Genomic DNA, 15,875 nt, shown 5'->3' with positions numbered 1-15,875 from the left:
TGATCACTCTTCGCTGGTGTGCACTTTACGGTGCAGGATGGCCTGGAACTCGTCGGCGAACGTGTAGTAACGGCCGATCAAGACTTCACTGCGGGCAGCGAAACGGTTGTAGGCAATAACCGCAGGGATCGCGGCGAACAGGCCGATCGCGGTGGCGATCAGGGCTTCGGCGATACCCGGGGCCACGGTGGCCAGGGTCGCTTGCTGCGCCGAGGCCAGGCCACGGAAGGAGTTCATGATGCCCCAGACGGTACCGAACAGGCCGATGTACGGGCTGGTGGAACCGACGGTGGCGAGGAACGGCAGGCTCTGCTCGAGCTTCTCTTCCTCACGGGAGATAGCTACGCGCATGGCCCGGCCAACGCCTTCCATGACCGCGTCCGGGTCGACGCCTGGCTGTTGGCGCAGACGCGAGAACTCTTTGAAGCCGGCGCGGAACACCTGCTCTACACCCGAATCCGGGTCCGGGTTGCTGCCAGCCTGACGATACAGCTTGGACAGGTCGATACCCGACCAGAAGCGCTCTTCAAAGCTGTCCAGCGCACGACGACCGGCGCGCAGCATGGTGCTGCGCTGGAAAATCATGATCCATGACGTTACCGATGCGGCCACCAGAATCAGCATGACCAGCTGCACCACGATGCTGGCATTGCTGACCAGGCTCCACATGGAGGTATGGTCGACGACGTTAGCTTCCACGCTTAATCTCCTGCATTTGAATGAGTACCCGGATCGCCCGCCTCGGCAAAGGCCGCGCGCAGCGCTTGGGGGATGGCCCGGGGTTTGAAAGTATCGGCGCGCACACAGGCCACCAGGAACTGCCCCTCACAGAGCAGCGTTGCATCTTTTTCGCGCCACACCTGCTGCACGAAGCGCAGGCTGGCGCGGTTCAATTCAAGCACTTGCGCGGTAACCCGCAACTCGTCGTCCAGCCGCGCTGGCGCGTGATAGCGCGCCTCGCTGGAATGGACCACGAACAGCAGGTTGTCCTGCGCCAGTGCCGACTGGGCAAAGCCCAGGTCACGCAACCGCTCGGTGCGGGCACGTTCCATGAATTTCAGGTAATTGACGTAATACACCACGCCGCCGGCATCGGTATCTTCGTAATAGACACGACAACGATGTGCGAACGGCTCTAGCTCATTTTGCGCGCGCATACTCTAGTGCTAACTCCTCAGCTTGCCAATCCGCCCCGGCAACTGTTTTTCATCGATTATGTCGTATTGCCAGCGCGACTGAGGCATGCCCGCGGATAGGACCACAGAAACGCTGGATAAATCTGTCATTCATCGGCCTGGGTGGAAAAACCCTCGCCACTGATCGATTCGCCCAGGCGATTGGGAATGTTCAGGCCGAAATGCAGGTAGGCATGCCGGGTCACCACCCTGCCCCGTGGCGTGCGCATGATGTAGCCCTGCTGGATCAGGTAGGGCTCGAGCACGTCTTCGATGGTGTGACGCTCTTCGCTGATGGCCGCGGCCAGGCTGTCGACCCCCACCGGGCCGCCGTCGAATTTCTCGATCATGGTCAGCAGCAAGCGCCGGTCCTGATGATCGAAACCGCGCTCGTCGACGTCCAGCAGGTTCAGCGCCATGTCGGCCACCGGCTTGGTGATGTGGCCCTTGCCACGCACCTCGGCGTAGTCGCGCACCCGCCGCAGCAAGCGGTTGGCAATCCGTGGCGTGCCACGGGCGCGGCGGGCGATCTCGAAGGCACCTTCGTCTTCAATGGGCAGGCCGAGAATGCCACCGGAACGGCTGACGATGGTCGCCAGGTCCTCGGTGTTGTAGAACTCAAGGCGCTGGACGATGCCGAAGCGGTCACGCAGCGGGTTGGTCAGCATGCCGGCACGGGTGGTGGCGCCGACCAGGGTGAACGGCGGCAAGTCGAGCTTGATCGAACGCGCCGCCGGCCCCTCGCCGATCATGATGTCGAGCTGGAAGTCTTCCATGGCCGGGTACAGCACTTCTTCGACGATGGGCGACAGGCGATGGATTTCGTCGATGAACAGCACATCGTGCGGCTCAAGGTTGGTCAGCAACGCGGCCAGGTCACCCGGGCGTTCGAGGATCGGCCCGGAAGTGCTTTTGATCGACACGCCCATTTCCTGGGCAATGATATTGGCCAGGGTGGTCTTGCCCAGGCCCGGCGGGCCGAAGATCAGGGTGTGGTCGAGGGATTCGTTGCGCCCGCGGGCGGCCTGGATGAACAGCGCCATCTGTTCACGCACCACCGGCTGGCCGATGTATTCGGCAAGGCGCAATGGGCGGATCGCCCGGTCCTGGACCTCTTCACGGTCGCGCCCGGTGGCGGCTATCAGTCGATCGGCTTCAATCACTTAGATCATTCCCTTCAGGCTGCGACGGATCAGCTCTTCGCTGCTCAGGCCCTTGGCATCCACGGCGGCGACCGCCTTGCTCGCTTCCTGGGGCTTGTAGCCCAGGGAAATCAGCGCGCTGACGGCATCGGCCTCGGCGCTGGAAACGCTGGCAATCGGCAGTGGACCATTGGGCACAAGGGCAAACATGGCCGGGGAGGTTTCCCAGGCCTTGAAGCGGTCCTTGAGTTCGACCAGCAGGCGTTCGGCGGTCTTTTTACCAACCCCCGGCACCTTGACCAGGGCCGAAGCATCCTGGGCCTGGACACAGCGTACCAGTTCGTCGACCTCCAGGCCCGACATCAATGCCAGGGCCAGCTTGGGCCCCACGCCATTGAGGCGGATCAGCTCGCGAAACAGCTCGCGTTCGCGCTTTTCATGGAAGCCATACAGCAGGTGGGCGTCTTCGCGCACCACCAGGTGGGTGTGCAGGGTCACCACTTCGCCAACCTTGGGCAGGCGGTACAGGGTGGTCATCGGCACTTCGAGCTCATAGCCCAGGCCGTTGACGTCGACAATCAGATGCGGCGGCTGTTTTTCAGCCAGGGTGCCGCGCAAACGTCCAATCACGTTCCGATCCTTCCTCATGGGTACCGGCAAGCGACCGGTCAACCCTAACAGCAAATGCAATGGCCGATGGCATTGCCCAGGCAAAATTTGTTTCAGCAGATGATGCTATCAGAGCCGCAAGCGCCCGCTGCGACTGCGCGCCGTGCCCAGGCCGTGGGGCACCAGGCTTGAGCGGGTATGGGCATGGCACAAGGCGATGGCCAGGGCGTCGGAGGCATCGATCTGCGGCTTTTGCGTCAGTTTCAGCAGGTGCATGACCATCATCTGCACCTGCTCTTTGTTGGCCCCACCGGTGCCGGCCACCGCCTGCTTGACCTGGGTGGCGCTGTACTCGGCGATTTCCAGGCCTTCTTCGATAGCCGCGACGATCGCCGCGCCGCGGGCCTGGCCGAGCTTGAGCGCCGAGTCGGCGTTACGCGCCATGAACACCCGCTCGATGCCCATGGTCACCGGGCCGTGCTGGCGGATAATCTCGCGCACACCGCGAAAGACGATCTGCAGGCGCTCGGGCAGCTCCCCGGCGCCAGTACGAATGCATCCGGAAGCCACGTACTCGCAGCCCCGCCCGCTGTGGTGCACCACGCCATAGCCGGTAATGCGCGAGCCGGGGTCGATGCCAAGAATCAGAGTCATACGTCTTTGCGCCATAGTAAAAACAGAAGCCGGACCGGCTCGCAGGTGCAATGCAACTGCAGGCAGATCCGGCCTCGGGCCGGTAGGAGCGGGCTTGCCCCGCGATTGCGCACTACCACCCAATCGCATCGCGAGGCAAGCTCGCTCCCACCTAAATGAACAACTTGAGACTAGCCGAGCTGTTCCATGACTTCGTCAGGAATTTCGGCATTGGAGTAGACGTTCTGTACGTCGTCCAGGTCTTCAAGCATGTCGATCAGCTTGAGCACCTTCTGTGCGCCGTCCAGGTCGAGTTCGGCGCTGGTGGTCGGCTGCATGACGATTTCCGCGTCAGCGGCCTTGAAACCGGCCTCTTCCAGGGCGTTGCGCACGGCATAGAAGCTGTTGAACGAGGTAAACACGTCGAACGAACCGTCCTCGTTGCTGACCACGTCGTCGGCATCGGCTTCCATCGCCGCTTCCATCAGCGCGTCTTCATCGACGCCGGCGGCGAAGCTGATCTGCCCCTTGCGCTCGAACAGGTAAGCCACCGAACCATCAGTGCCGAGGTTGCCGCCGCATTTGCTGAAGGCATGACGCACAGCGGCGGCGGTACGGTTGCGGTTGTCGGTCATGGCTTCGACCATGATCGCCACGCCGCCCGGGCCGTAGCCTTCGTAGCTGAGTTCTTCGACGTTGTCGGCTTCGGCCGTGCCAGCACCGCGGGCAACCGCCCGGTCGATGATGTCGCGGCTCATGTTGGCCCCCAGCGCCTTGTCCAGAGCCAGGCGCAAGCGCGGGTTGGAGGCAGGATCGCCGCCGCCCTGCTTGGCGGCAACGGTCAGCTCACGAATCCACTTGGTGAAGATCTTGCCTCGCTTGGCATCCTGGCGCTCTTTGCGGTGCTTGATGTTTGCCCACTTGGAATGACCTGCCATAACGCACTCCGAATCCTTTGTAACAATGCCACGCCGCGGCCGCGCTCACGCCCGGCCGAGACCTTTAAATTCATGCGCCTTAACGCAAAGGCGCATCCATCTGGATGCGCCCGGGGCCTGCTTACTCAGCCTTGGGCTGTTCGCGCAGACGGATATGCAACTCACGCAGGGCCTTGGCATCGACCAGGCCAGGGGCCTGGGTCATGACGCACGCGGCGCTCTGGGTTTTCGGGAAGGCAATGACTTCGCGAATCGACTGGGCGCCGGTCATCAGCATCACCAGACGGTCAAGGCCGAAGGCCAGGCCGCCGTGCGGCGGTGCGCCGAACTTCAGGGCGTCGAGCAGGAAGCCGAACTTCTCTTCCTGTTCAGCCGCTTCGATACCCAGCAGACGGAAGACCGCCTGTTGCATCTCTTTGCGGTGGATACGGATCGAACCGCCACCCAGCTCGGTACCGTTGAGGACCATGTCGTAAGCACGCGACAGCGCGGTGGCCGGGTTGGCCTCGAGCTCTTCGGGGCTGCATTTTGGCGCGGTGAACGGGTGGTGCAGCGCGGTGAAGCTGCCGTCGTCGTTCTCTTCGAACATCGGGAAGTCAACCACCCACATCGGGGCCCACTCGCAGGTGAGCAGGTTGAAATCGTTACCGACCTTGATACGCAGGGCGCCCAGCGCCTCGCTGACGATCTTGGCCTTGTCGGCGCCGAAGAACACGATGTCGCCATCGACCGCACCAACGCGATCGAGGATCACGTTGAGGTTGGCCTCAGGGATGTTCTTGACGATCGGCGACTGCAGGCCTTCAACGCCCTTGGCGCGCTCGTTGACCTTGATGTAGGCCAGGCCCTTGGCACCGTAGATGCCGACGAACTTGGTGTACTCGTCGATGCGGCTGCGCGGCATGCTCGCGCCACCTGGCACGCGCAGGGCGGCAACACGGCTCTTCGGATCGTTGGCCGGGCCGCTGAACACCTTGAATTCGACGTCCTTGAGCTGGTCGGCAACGTCGACCAGTTCCAGCGGGTTACGCAGGTCAGGCTTGTCGGAGCCGTAGCGGCGCATGGCTTCTTCGAAAGTCATGTGCGGGAATTCACCGAATTCCAGGTCCAGGACTTCCTTGAACAGCTTGCGGATCATGCTTTCGGTCAGGCCCATGATCTCGGACTCATCGAGGAAGCTGGTCTCGATGTCGATCTGGGTGAATTCCGGCTGACGGTCGGCGCGCAGGTCTTCGTCGCGGAAGCACTTGGCGATCTGGTAGTAGCGGTCGAAACCGGCAACCATCAGCAGCTGCTTGAACAGCTGGGGCGATTGCGGCAGGGCGAAGAAGCTGCCGGCGTGGGTACGGCTCGGCACCAGGTAGTCACGCGCGCCCTCAGGGGTGGCACGGGTGAGGATCGGCGTTTCGACGTCGAGGAAGCCGTTTTCGTCGAGGAAGCGACGGATGCTGGTGGTGATGCGCGAACGCAGACGCAGCTTCTCGGCCATCTCTGGACGACGCAGGTCGATGAAGCGATAGCGCAGGCGGGTTTCTTCGCCAACGTCGGAGTATTCGTTGAGCGGGAACGGCGGGGTTTCCGCTTCGTTCAGCACGGTCAGCTCATAACCCAACACTTCGATGGCACCCGAGGCCATGTTGGCGTTGACTGCGCCAGCCGGACGCGGACGCACCTTGCCGGTAATCTGCACCACGTATTCGCTGCGCACGCGGTCGGCGGCGGCGAAGCTTTCTGCGCGATCCGGGTCGAAAACGACCTGGGCCATGCCTTCGCGATCACGGATATCGAGGAAAATCACCCCGCCGTGGTCGCGGCGACGATGGACCCATCCGCAAAGGGTAATTTCCTGACCTTCCAGGCTCTCGTTCAGTTGGCCGCAATAATGGCTGCGCATCATGATGGTGGTTTCGCTTCTCGTCATTCGTATGTTCAGTGGAGGCCTTGCAGCCCCAAAGGGCTAATAGTGCAAGACCCTGCCGGTGCAATCAACTCAGTCGGCCTTGTCGCCGCCTGCCAGGTTCTTTTTCGCACCGGTCTTGAAGTCGGTTTCGTACCAGCCGGTACCACCCAGGCGGAAGCCCGGGGCCGAAATCAGCTTCTTCAGCGCTGGCTGCTCACACGCCGGGCAATCGGTCAGCGGCGCGGCGCTGAGCTTCTGGAGGACTTCCAACTGGTGGTTGCAGGAAGCACATTGATAGTCGTACATGGGCATAGGCGTGTCTCGTTAACCACAGCGCAGGCTGGTTCGGGCAGTAAAGCGCGGGATTATATATGGTTAAGGAGTGCTGTGCAGCCCGGCAACCGACTAGCGTGCCACTGGCAAGCCGAGCAAATAGACCACGCAGACCACGCGGATCAGCCCGCTGAAATTTTTTACCCCGCCGTGACGCAGGTGTACCTCACGGTCGATATACGACAACACGGCATTGACCGAGCACTGATTGGCCTTGGCGATGCGTTCAAGAATAGTCCAGTAGATCTCTTCCAGGCGCAGACAGGTGGCAAAGCCGTTGAGGCGCACCGACCGCGACAGCGGCTGGGCCAGGCCCATGTTGAAATTGGCCTCGAAAGGGTCGACGCCATCCTTGTGCGGCACGCAGGCTACGCGCCCCGTGCGATTCATCCATGCCGACATAGTCGTACCACGCCACTGTTTAACCGGGAAACAAACCCGCGTGCGTTATGCACGCGGGAACATGCCCTTAATAAAGCGCTGTGTAACGTGGCGGTGCCAGCAGACACCCTGACTCTGAATGTAGGAATACTCGGCACTGGAGCCGGTACTTTAAAACACCGGAAAGTGCTTCCGTACTAACTGAAATGCCCGAACTTCGCACAAAAGTTCGGGCATTCGAATAACAGGGTTAAATCTGCCGGTTACTTGCCTTCAAGTAGCGAGCGCAGCATCCAGGCGGTTTTTTCATGCACCTGCATGCGCTGGGTCAGCAGGTCGGCCGTCGGCTCGTCGCTGACCTTGTCGAGCAGCGGGAAAATGCTGCGCGCCGTGCGGGTGACCGCCTCCTGGCCTTCGACCAGTTGTTTGATCATTTCGTCAGCAGGCGGCACGCCCTCTTCTTCCTTAATAGAAGAAAGCCGTGCGTAGATCGAATACGCCCCGGGTGCCGGGAAGCCCAGCGCGCGAATACGCTCGGCGATCGAGTCGACCGCCAGGGCCAGTTCGTTGTACTGCTCTTCGAACATCAGGTGCAAGGTACGAAACGCCGGGCCGGTGACGTTCCAGTGGAAGTTGTGGGTCTTCAGATAAAGTACGTAGGTATCCGACAACAGGCGCGACAAACCATCGACGATGGACTTGCGATCTTCTTCGCTGATACCGATATCGATTGCCATGTAGTTCCCCTTTCCTTAGTGCTTGCTGATCAAGCGGGTACAAACCACTGTACCAAGAGTTTTCCACCCCTGCAGCCTCATGCCTGCGACACAAGGCTGCAGGCCGCGCGACACACGGTTGGCCGCTGATTTGAGAAGCCCGGGGCTTTGCTGTTAAATAGGCAGCGTGCCGCCCGCGCCGATTGTCATTGCCCGGGCGCATAGGCTGGCCTTCTCACGTTTTTGCGCTTTTTTACCCGTGCGCGCCGTGAAGCCAGCTCTTCCTGTGATCCGCCTTATCAATGTGAGCCAACCAACATGTTCAAGATCGTCCACCTGTTGACGGGCGTTGCAGCTTTGCTGCTGTCCTTCATACCCAGCCTCAGAACCGAAGCAATACCCTTCCTGCAGCAACCGGAGGCGGTTTACCTGGCGCTTTTCGGCCTGCTTAACCTGCTCATCGCTCCTGTGCTCGCGCAGCACTACCGGGGCGTGCGCCAGCAACTGCAGCGCGCTGCCAGTGCTTTGCTGGTGCTTACCGTGATCCTGCAGACCGTGACCTTGCTGGCCCGTCCGGAGCTTGGCAACCTGCCGGCCCTGGCTTGCGCCCTGCTGGCCACCATCCTGCACCTGATTGCCGGTTTTGCCAAAAGCGCTGTGGCCCGTAGCCAGAACACCCAGTACGACATGTCCAATCGCGATACTGGCACGGTGAAGTGGTTCAACACGTCCAAGGGTTTCGGCTTTATCTCCCGCGATTCGGGCGATGACATCTTCGTCCACTTCCGCGCCATTCGCGGCGAAGGTCACCGGGTGCTGGTCGAAGGCCAGCGCGTGGAGTTCTCGGTGATGAACCGCGACAAGGGCCTGCAGGCCGAAGACGTGATCGCCGCCCCACGGCGCTGATCAGCAGCAACAAAAAAACCGCGACGGCATCACTGCCCATCGCGGTTTTTTTTCGCCCCCGAATCAGTAATGCGGCGGCGGTGCCTCTTCTTCACTGGCCTCGTACTGGCCGACCATCTCTTCATAGCGCTTGAGCAGTGCTGCCATCTGCAACTGCAGGCGCTCAACGACGCGCTGCTGTTCGACCAGTACATCATTCAAGGCCAGCAGGGTATCGTCCTGAAAGGCCAGCCGGCTTTCCAACTCGGTCACGCGCGCTTCTAGGGTCATGATTCAAGCCTCCGCGAACTGAAAGTCGTCAACCAATACCTCGGCCAGACGCAAACGGATCTCAGCCAACTGTTGTGGCGCATATTCAATTGCAGGTTTATTGCCCCACACAGGTGCCGGCCAGGCCGGATCAGAACGATGACGAACAATCACATGCATATGTAGCTGGCTAACTACATTGCCGAGGGTTGCCACGTTCATTTTGTCGGCGGCAAAGACGTCCTTGAGGATCTGGGCCAGGGCGTTAGTTTCTTTCCAGAGTTGCTGCTGATCGCTGTCATCAAGTTGAAACAATTCGCTGATTTCGGCCCGACGCGGCACCAGGATAAACCAGGGATAGTTGCCATCCTTGCTCAACAACAGGCGACAAAGAGGAAAGTCCCCCAGGCAAAAGGTGTCTTGTTGAAGACGTTGATCCAGAACAAACACTACGAAATCTCCTACAACAGCTTAATACCTTGCTCACACAACCCTCCGTGAGCCACTGCCAGCAGGATACTCCTGATCGCTCGTCGGGGCATTGCCTGCTGCCTTACTAATGAAGCAATGCACCGATTTAGCCCCCTCCCCTCACCCAAAAGGCCTATGCGTACGTCGGTGTTACGCTGCCCGGGCAAGGAAACGCTACTTTTCGCACCAAAATGAAGCCGTCCGTCGGCGTTTCGCCCAGTGAACATCCACAAACTACTCAGCTTCAGCCTTCAACGGTAACGCTTTGACTTTACGGGCAACTTTTTCCCTTATTCCATTGCGATCGACAGCCGCGAACCAAAGGTTCTTTGACCCCCGGTTTACCGGCACCTGAGGGCCTTCGGAGGGCGAAAGCGTGAAAATTTCGTGAAGCCGTTCGATTTTGTGCACGCTTGTTGCATTGTCATCCGCCACGGTCGGCACGCCCTCTGCACTGATGCAGCGAGCGGCGACAAATAACAACAGCTGCATGGGTTAACCAGGGAGTTTCGGGGGGCAGGGGCTAGATTGTTTTTACCTATCCTTAATCCGCTTGAAACAGCGCTGGAGTTGTACGGCCCGCGAAACCCGGGGCGTGGTTTGCGACAAGGACATAACTGTTAGCGACATGACCGTAAAGTTACCGAAAGGTTCTCGACAGGCATATCGCCAACGCCGGTCAGCGTGATATACATTTCCGCCGACACAAAAAGAAAGAGCCGCGCTGTATAAAAAAACCAAACAGCGACGGCAGTACTCTTCCTAAAAACCAAAGGAGCAAATCACGATGCGCGTGATGAAGTGGAGCATAATCGCCCTGGCTGTTGCAGCCGGCACCTCGCAATTGGCAGTGGCCTCTTCTCAGGATGAGTCCAAGGGTTTTGTTGAAGACAGCAAACTCAATGTCAAAACCCGCATGCTGTACTTTAGCCGTGACTTCCGTAACGTGCCTAACGGCGACCAAAGCCGCGTTGAAGAAACCGGCCTGGGCTTCCTCGGCACCTACCAGTCGGGCTTTACCCAAGGCACCGTAGGTTTCGGTGTCGACGCCATCGGCATGCTCGGCCTGAAACTGGACAGCGGCAAAGGTCGCGCCGGCACCGGCCAGTTCCCGCTGGGCGCAGATGGCCGTTCGCAGGACTCGTTCTCCGAAGGTGGCGCGGCGGTCAAGTTCCGCATCTCCGACACCGTGCTGAAGTACGGCACCCAGTTCACCGCCCTGCCGGTTCTGGCAACCGACGACAGCCGCCTGCTGCCTGAAACCGTCGAAGGTTTCCTGGTGACCAGCAAGGAAATCAAAGGCCTTGAGCTGAATGCCGGTCACTTCACCGCCCTGAATGCTCAATCGCAGTCCTACCACGACAGCATCGGTGGCAAGAACCGCACTACCGGGATCAAGAACCCTGGCCTGACCCAGGCTGACGTGTTCGGCGGCACCTATGCCTTCACCGACACCCTGAGCACCAGCCTCTACTACTCCAAGGTCGAAGACTACTGGCGTAAATACTACGCCAACGTCAACTGGGCACTGCCGATCAACGACAACCAAGGCCTGGTGTTCGACTTCAACATCTATGACACCAAGAGCGACGGCAAGGCCAACGTTACCGCCTTCGATGGTGACAAACTTGATAACCGTGCGTTCAGCCTGTCGGGCGCCTACAACATTGGCGCGCACACCTTCACCCTGGCCTACCAGAAGGTTACCGGTGACGGCGACTATGCCTACGGCATCGACGGCGGCGGCACCATTTTCCTGGCCAACTCCATCGCTCGTTCCGACTTCAACGCCGAAGACGAGAAATCCTACCAGGCACGTTACGACCTGAACTTCGCCGAATACGGCGTTCCAGGCCTGAGCTTCATGACCCGTTATGTCAAGGGTACCGGTGCCAACGTCACTGGCACCGACAACGGCAAGGAATGGGAACGCGACATCGAGGCCAAGTACGTTCTGCAGGAAGGTCCGGCCAAAGACCTGAGCCTGCGTGTACGTCAAGCCACCTACCGTTCGGGTGACGGCGTTTATTACGGTTCGCCATCGATCGACGAACTGCGCCTGATCGTCGAGTACCCGCTGAGCATCCTGTAAGCCCCGGGCTTTCAGTATCCCCAGTACGAAAGAGCCCGGCACTGCCGGGCTTTTTCTTGTCTGAATTCGGGCTGACAACGCCTTCGTGCTCCGGCATCCTGTACGCCACCGAATCGCCCCCGTACAATGCGGGGTCATTTAAAGTCTTAAGCAACCGACAACGGCCTACCATGCGCACCAGTCAATATTTGCTCGCTACTCAAAAAGAAACCCCTTCCGACGCGGTCGTCATCAGCCACCAGCTGATGCTGCGTGCCGGCATGATCCGCAAGCTCGCATCCGGCCTTTATACCTGGCTGCCGATGGGCCTGCGGGTAATGCGCAAGGTCGAAGCCGTGGTCCGCGAGGAAATGAACGCCGCTGGCGCCCTTGAAGTGCTGATGCCGGCCATCCAGCCTGCCGAGCTGTGGCAGGAATCCGGCCGCTGGGAACAGTACGGCCCGGAGCTGCTGCGCCTCAAAGACCGTCACGGTCGCGAGTTCTGCGTGGGCCCGACCCACGAAGAGGTCATCACCGACCTCGCCCGCAACGAGCTCAACAGCTATAAACAGCTGCCGCTGAACATGTACCAGATCCAGACCAAGTTCCGTGACGAGATCCGTCCGCGCTTCGGCCTGATGCGTGGTCGCGAGTTCATCATGAAGGACGCCTACTCCTTCCATGCCGATCCGGCTTCCCTGCAGCAAACCTACGATCGCATGCACCTGGCCTACAGCAACATCTTTACCCGCCTGGGCCTGGATTTCCGCCCAGTGCAGGCTGACACCGGCTCGATCGGTGGCAGCTACTCCCACGAATTCCACGTGCTGGCCGAGTCCGGTGAAGACGATGTGATCTTCAGCGACAGCTCCGACTACGCCGCCAACATCGAGAAGGCCGAAGCCATCCCACGGGAAACCGTGCGCCCGGCGCCGACCGAAGAGCTGCGCCTGGTCGACACCCCGGACGCCAAGACCATCACCCAGCTGGTCGACAACTATGGCCTGGCGATCGAAAAGACCGTCAAGACCCTGATCGTCCACGCCGCCGAAGAAGGCAAGCTGATTGCCCTGATCGTCCGTGGCGACCACGAGCTCAATGAAATCAAAGCTGCCAACCTGGCAGAAGTTGCCAGCCCGCTGGTCATGGCCAGCGACGAAGAGCTGCGCGACGCCATTGGCGCCGGCGCCGGTTCCCTCGGCCCGCTGAACCTGCCGCTGCCATGCATCATCGACCGCTCGGTCGCGCTGATGAGCGACTTCGGCATCGGTGCCAACATCGACGACAAACACTACTTCGGCGTCAACTGGGAGCGCGACCTGCCAGTTGCGCAAGTGGCCGACCTGCGCAACGTCGTCGAGGGCGACCCAAGCCCGGATGGCAAGGGCACCCTGGTGATCAAGCGCGGCATCGAAGTCGGGCACATCTTCCAGCTCGGCACCAAGTACAGCGAGGCACTCAAGTGCCAGGTACTGGGCGAGAACGGCAAGCCGGTAACCCTGAGCATGGGTTGCTACGGTATCGGCGTATCGCGTGTGGTGGCTGCGGCCATCGAGCAGAACTACGACGAAAACGGCATCATCTGGAGCGATACCCTGGCACCCTTCCAGATCGCCCTGGTGCCGCTGCGCTACGAGACCGAACAGGTTCGCGAAGCCACCGACAAGCTGTATGCCGAGCTGACCGCTGCCGGTTTCGAAGTGCTGCTGGACGACCGCGACAAGAAGACCAGCCCGGGGATCAAGTTCGCCGACATGGAACTGATCGGCATCCCGCACCGCATCGTCATCAGCGACCGCGGCCTGGCCGACGGCAACCTGGAATACAAGCACCGCACCGAGCGTGACGCACAGCCGCTGCCAGTGGCCGAGGTGCTGTCGTTCCTGCAAGCCCGCATTCGTCGCTAAGCCAACGCAAGAGTAATCATGTTCAAGCGAAGTACCATCAACCTGGGGGGCGCCGCACTGTGCGGCGCCCTGCTCCTCAGCGGTTGCGCCAACCAGATGTCCCAGCGCAGCGAGCACGAGGAGCGCATCGAGCGCAAGCTGCTCGAACACAGCCTGCAGATCGATGTTGGGGACCCCAAGGTACTCGAGCTGCCGCAACGGCGTGTGCGCATCCACGAACAGAAGAACTTCGAAGTCACCGAGTTCGAGGTTACCCGTCGCTACGATCGCTACACGCCTTACCAACCCTGGCGCGAAGTCTATGAGATTCCGCTGGGCGCGGTGGCGGTGGTGGCCGGTGTCGGCGCCAACGTGGTCAATGTCTTTGCCCTGGGCAACCTGCCCGACAGCGTGACCCATGACTGGTTGAGCTATGGCTTCGACGGCCTCAACCCGTTCATGAACGCCCAGTCCAACGGTCGTGCCCAGCAGAACCTGGCGGGCATCACCGAAGTGCAAAAGGACAAACGCCAGGAATACACCAGCGTACCCTGGAGCGAGCGGCCGGTGTCGGTCAAGGCCGGCAAGATCGACCATGAGCTGACCACCGACCGCAATGGCGTGCTGCACCTGAACCTGCTCGACAGCCCGTTCAGCGAGCAGAACCTGACCCACATCGGCACCCTGCACCTGCAGGTGGTCGATGAAGACAACAACGTGCGTGGCGATGCCAGCCTGCTGATCAGCGCCGGCCTGCGCGGCAAACTGGTGGAAGCCCACGAACTGATTTTCGATGATCTGGAAGACGACGAAGTCAGCCAGTGGGTGCATCGGGTCAAGCGCCTGTCGGAGCTGGGCCTGGAAGAAGAAGCCAGTGAACTGGAGCAAAGCCTGATCGAGCTGACCCGCAACGATCCGGAGCTGCAACAGGAATTCCTCAAGTCACTGACCAAGGACGCCGGCCGCCTGGTTGCCGACCCTGGCGCGCACTGACCTTCGCTGTACCCGGAGAGCGCCAGCCTGCTGGCGCTGCCCTCCTCACTCCCGAGTGAACAGCTCCAGCTGTTCATGCGCACCGCGCAAATCCTGCAAGCGCACACCAATCCCCAATAGCCTCACCGGCTTGCCGCCACGGGCAAAGGCCTGGCTGAGCAAGTGTTGATAGCTGCCCAGGTCACGCCCCGCCCCTGACTGCTCAAGGGTGGTCTGGCTGAAATCATGGAACTTCACTTTGACGAACGGCTTGCCCGGGCGATAACTGTCGTCGATGCGGGCCATGCGCCCGGCCAGGGTTTCCATCAGCTCCGGGAGTTTTTCCAGGCAACTGGCGAGGTCAGGCAGATCGGTGTCGTAGGTGTTTTCGACACTGACCGACTGACGCCGGCTGTCATTTTGCACCGGACGGTCATCGATACCCCGCGCCAGCCCCCACAACCGCTCACCAAAACTGCCGAATTCACGGGCCAGGGCCAGGCGACTCCAGTCGCGCAACTCCAGGCAGGTGATGATGCCCAGGCGGCCCATCTTGTCGGCGGTGACCTTGCCTACGCCATGCAGCTTGCTCACCGGCAAGGCAGCCACGAAGTCTTCGACTTCATTCGGAGTGACCACAAACAGGCCATTGGGCTTGCGCCAGTCGCTGGCGATCTTGGCCAGGAATTTGTTCGGCGCCACGCCAGCCGACACAGTGATATGCAACTGTTGGGCAACCCGGCGGCGAATATCGGCGGCAATCCGTGTAGCGCTGCCCGCAAACCAGGAACTGTCCGACACATCCAGGTAAGCCTCGTCCAGCGACAAGGGCTCGATCAGGTCAGTGTATTCGCGAAAGATGCCGTGAATTTCCCGCGAGGCTTCTTTATAGGCATCCATGCGCGGCTTGACGATCAGCAGGTCCGGGCACAGCTTGAGGGCATGGTGCGAGGACATCGCCGAACGCACGCCGAACGCCCGCGCCTCATAGTTGCAGGTAGCGATCACCCCGCGCCGCTCCGCCGAACCGCCCACCGCCAGCGGCCGCCCGACCAGACGCGGGTCGTCGCGCATTTCGATGGCGGCGTAGAAGCAATCGCAGTCGATATGGATGATCTTGCGTTGAGACATAGGGAGCGTAAGAACAGGTTTAAAGTGATGTAAGCAGTATCTCACCCGCTAGCGGCCCATGCATCACAACTAATTCATTCCCCCCCGGAACCTCTGCAAGGCCCGCCCTTACTGCCTTGCAGCCCTTTTCAGCGGCGCTAAGCGATTGAAGGAGAAAGGATTTCTGCAAACAGGCTATTGACAGCCCCGGGCAAAACTGTAGAATCTCATCTCACAGGCGCGGGATGGAGCAGCCTGGTAGCTCGTCGGGCTCATAACCCGAAGGTCGTCGGTTCAAATCCGGCTCCCGCAACCAGATTCAGGAAAGGCCACTCTCACGAGTGGCCTTTTTCTTTGCCCGAAATAAAGCTCCGGGTAATTTT

At 60.5% G+C, this 15,875-nt stretch carries 18 protein-coding genes and 1 tRNA gene; 5 read left to right on the top strand and 14 right to left on the bottom strand.

All coding sequences use genetic code 11. From position 1 onward, the window contains the following. Nucleotides 1-3 precede the first annotated feature (3 nt). From tolQ to LOY37_RS06385, 10 genes are all read right to left on the bottom strand, one after another. Nucleotides 4-699, bottom strand: coding sequence for a protein TolQ (tolQ, locus tag LOY37_RS06430; protein ID WP_010223192.1), 696 nt, complete (start codon nucleotides 697-699; stop codon nucleotides 4-6). A gap of 2 nt (nucleotides 700-701) precedes the next feature. After that, entirely contained in the window at nucleotides 702-1,157 is a 456-nt protein-coding gene (ybgC, locus tag LOY37_RS06425) for a tol-pal system-associated acyl-CoA thioesterase (RefSeq protein ID WP_045193538.1), read from the bottom strand. Between the two features lie 125 nt (nucleotides 1,158-1,282). Further along, nucleotides 1,283-2,338 (bottom strand): Holliday junction branch migration DNA helicase RuvB, encoded by a 1,056-nt coding sequence (gene ruvB / locus LOY37_RS06420; RefSeq protein ID WP_258609906.1) that lies wholly within the window; start codon nucleotides 2,336-2,338, stop codon nucleotides 1,283-1,285. Then, entirely contained in the window at nucleotides 2,339-2,947 is a 609-nt protein-coding gene (ruvA, locus tag LOY37_RS06415) for a Holliday junction branch migration protein RuvA (RefSeq protein WP_010223195.1), read from the bottom strand. A gap of 108 nt (nucleotides 2,948-3,055) precedes the next feature. Next, entirely contained in the window at nucleotides 3,056-3,580 is a 525-nt protein-coding gene (ruvC, locus tag LOY37_RS06410; RefSeq protein WP_093386484.1) for a crossover junction endodeoxyribonuclease RuvC, read from the bottom strand. Nucleotides 3,581-3,750: 170 nt separating this feature from the next. Beyond that, complete coding sequence (locus tag LOY37_RS06405; protein WP_045193541.1) at nucleotides 3,751-4,497, bottom strand: YebC/PmpR family DNA-binding transcriptional regulator; 747 nt, start codon at nucleotides 4,495-4,497, stop codon at nucleotides 3,751-3,753. Between the two features lie 121 nt (nucleotides 4,498-4,618). Next, a complete protein-coding gene (aspS, locus tag LOY37_RS06400; RefSeq protein WP_045193709.1) occupies nucleotides 4,619-6,394 on the bottom strand; it encodes an aspartate--tRNA ligase in 1,776 nt (591 codons plus the stop codon). Between the two features lie 93 nt (nucleotides 6,395-6,487). Beyond that, nucleotides 6,488-6,709 carry an FmdB family zinc ribbon protein gene (locus tag LOY37_RS06395; protein ID WP_045193542.1) on the bottom strand — a complete coding sequence of 74 codons (222 nt, stop codon included), beginning with the start codon at nucleotides 6,707-6,709 and terminating at the stop codon, nucleotides 6,488-6,490. Between the two features lie 93 nt (nucleotides 6,710-6,802). Beyond that, the gene (locus LOY37_RS06390) at nucleotides 6,803-7,132 is read right to left on the bottom strand and encodes a ribbon-helix-helix domain-containing protein (protein WP_045193543.1); all 330 of its coding nucleotides are present in this window, start codon (nucleotides 7,130-7,132) and stop codon (nucleotides 6,803-6,805) included. 242 nt (nucleotides 7,133-7,374) lie between these two features. Then, the gene (locus LOY37_RS06385; RefSeq protein WP_045193544.1) at nucleotides 7,375-7,848 is read right to left on the bottom strand and encodes a Dps family protein; all 474 of its coding nucleotides are present in this window, start codon (nucleotides 7,846-7,848) and stop codon (nucleotides 7,375-7,377) included. 297 nt (nucleotides 7,849-8,145) lie between these two features. On the opposite strand from LOY37_RS06385, the gene LOY37_RS27390 reads away from it, so the two are divergent. After that, entirely contained in the window at nucleotides 8,146-8,733 is a 588-nt protein-coding gene (locus LOY37_RS27390) for a cold-shock protein (protein WP_045193545.1), read from the top strand. 63 nt (nucleotides 8,734-8,796) lie between these two features. On the opposite strand, the gene LOY37_RS06375 is transcribed toward LOY37_RS27390, so the two are convergent. The 3 genes from LOY37_RS06375 to LOY37_RS06365 form a co-directional block, all read right to left on the bottom strand. Then, on the bottom strand, nucleotides 8,797-9,003 hold the full coding sequence (locus LOY37_RS06375) for a SlyX family protein (RefSeq protein ID WP_038996659.1): 207 nt from the start codon (nucleotides 9,001-9,003) through the stop codon (nucleotides 8,797-8,799). Nucleotides 9,004-9,006: 3 nt separating this feature from the next. Beyond that, nucleotides 9,007-9,432 (bottom strand): HIT domain-containing protein, encoded by a 426-nt coding sequence (locus tag LOY37_RS06370; protein ID WP_258716487.1) that lies wholly within the window; start codon nucleotides 9,430-9,432, stop codon nucleotides 9,007-9,009. A 255-nt stretch (nucleotides 9,433-9,687) separates the two neighbouring features. Continuing rightward, nucleotides 9,688-9,945 (bottom strand): hypothetical protein, encoded by a 258-nt coding sequence (locus LOY37_RS06365; protein WP_258716486.1) that lies wholly within the window; start codon nucleotides 9,943-9,945, stop codon nucleotides 9,688-9,690. Nucleotides 9,946-10,240: 295 nt separating this feature from the next. Between LOY37_RS06365 and LOY37_RS06360 the strand changes: the two genes are divergently transcribed. From LOY37_RS06360 to LOY37_RS06350, 3 genes are all read left to right on the top strand, one after another. After that, entirely contained in the window at nucleotides 10,241-11,545 is a 1,305-nt protein-coding gene (locus LOY37_RS06360) for an OprD family porin (RefSeq protein ID WP_045193547.1), read from the top strand. A gap of 170 nt (nucleotides 11,546-11,715) precedes the next feature. After that, the gene (locus LOY37_RS06355; RefSeq protein ID WP_258716485.1) at nucleotides 11,716-13,431 is read left to right on the top strand and encodes a proline--tRNA ligase; all 1,716 of its coding nucleotides are present in this window, start codon (nucleotides 11,716-11,718) and stop codon (nucleotides 13,429-13,431) included. Between the two features lie 18 nt (nucleotides 13,432-13,449). Beyond that, nucleotides 13,450-14,403 (top strand): lipoprotein, encoded by a 954-nt coding sequence (locus LOY37_RS06350; RefSeq protein WP_045193550.1) that lies wholly within the window; start codon nucleotides 13,450-13,452, stop codon nucleotides 14,401-14,403. A 45-nt stretch (nucleotides 14,404-14,448) separates the two neighbouring features. On the opposite strand, the gene dinB is transcribed toward LOY37_RS06350, so the two are convergent. Continuing rightward, a complete protein-coding gene (gene dinB / locus LOY37_RS06345; protein ID WP_045193551.1) occupies nucleotides 14,449-15,513 on the bottom strand; it encodes a DNA polymerase IV in 1,065 nt (354 codons plus the stop codon). Nucleotides 15,514-15,731: 218 nt separating this feature from the next. Here dinB and LOY37_RS06340 point away from each other — a divergent pair. Continuing rightward, nucleotides 15,732-15,808: transfer RNA gene (locus LOY37_RS06340), tRNA-Met, on the top strand. Nucleotides 15,809-15,875 lie beyond the last annotated feature (67 nt).

This window comes from Pseudomonas sp. B21-012 (genome assembly GCF_024749305.1).
In the GTDB taxonomy this organism is placed as follows: Bacteria; Pseudomonadota; Gammaproteobacteria; order Pseudomonadales; family Pseudomonadaceae; genus Aquipseudomonas.
The sequence above is the reverse complement of the archived record's forward strand: the minus strand, read 5'-3'. Positions and strand labels throughout refer to the sequence as shown.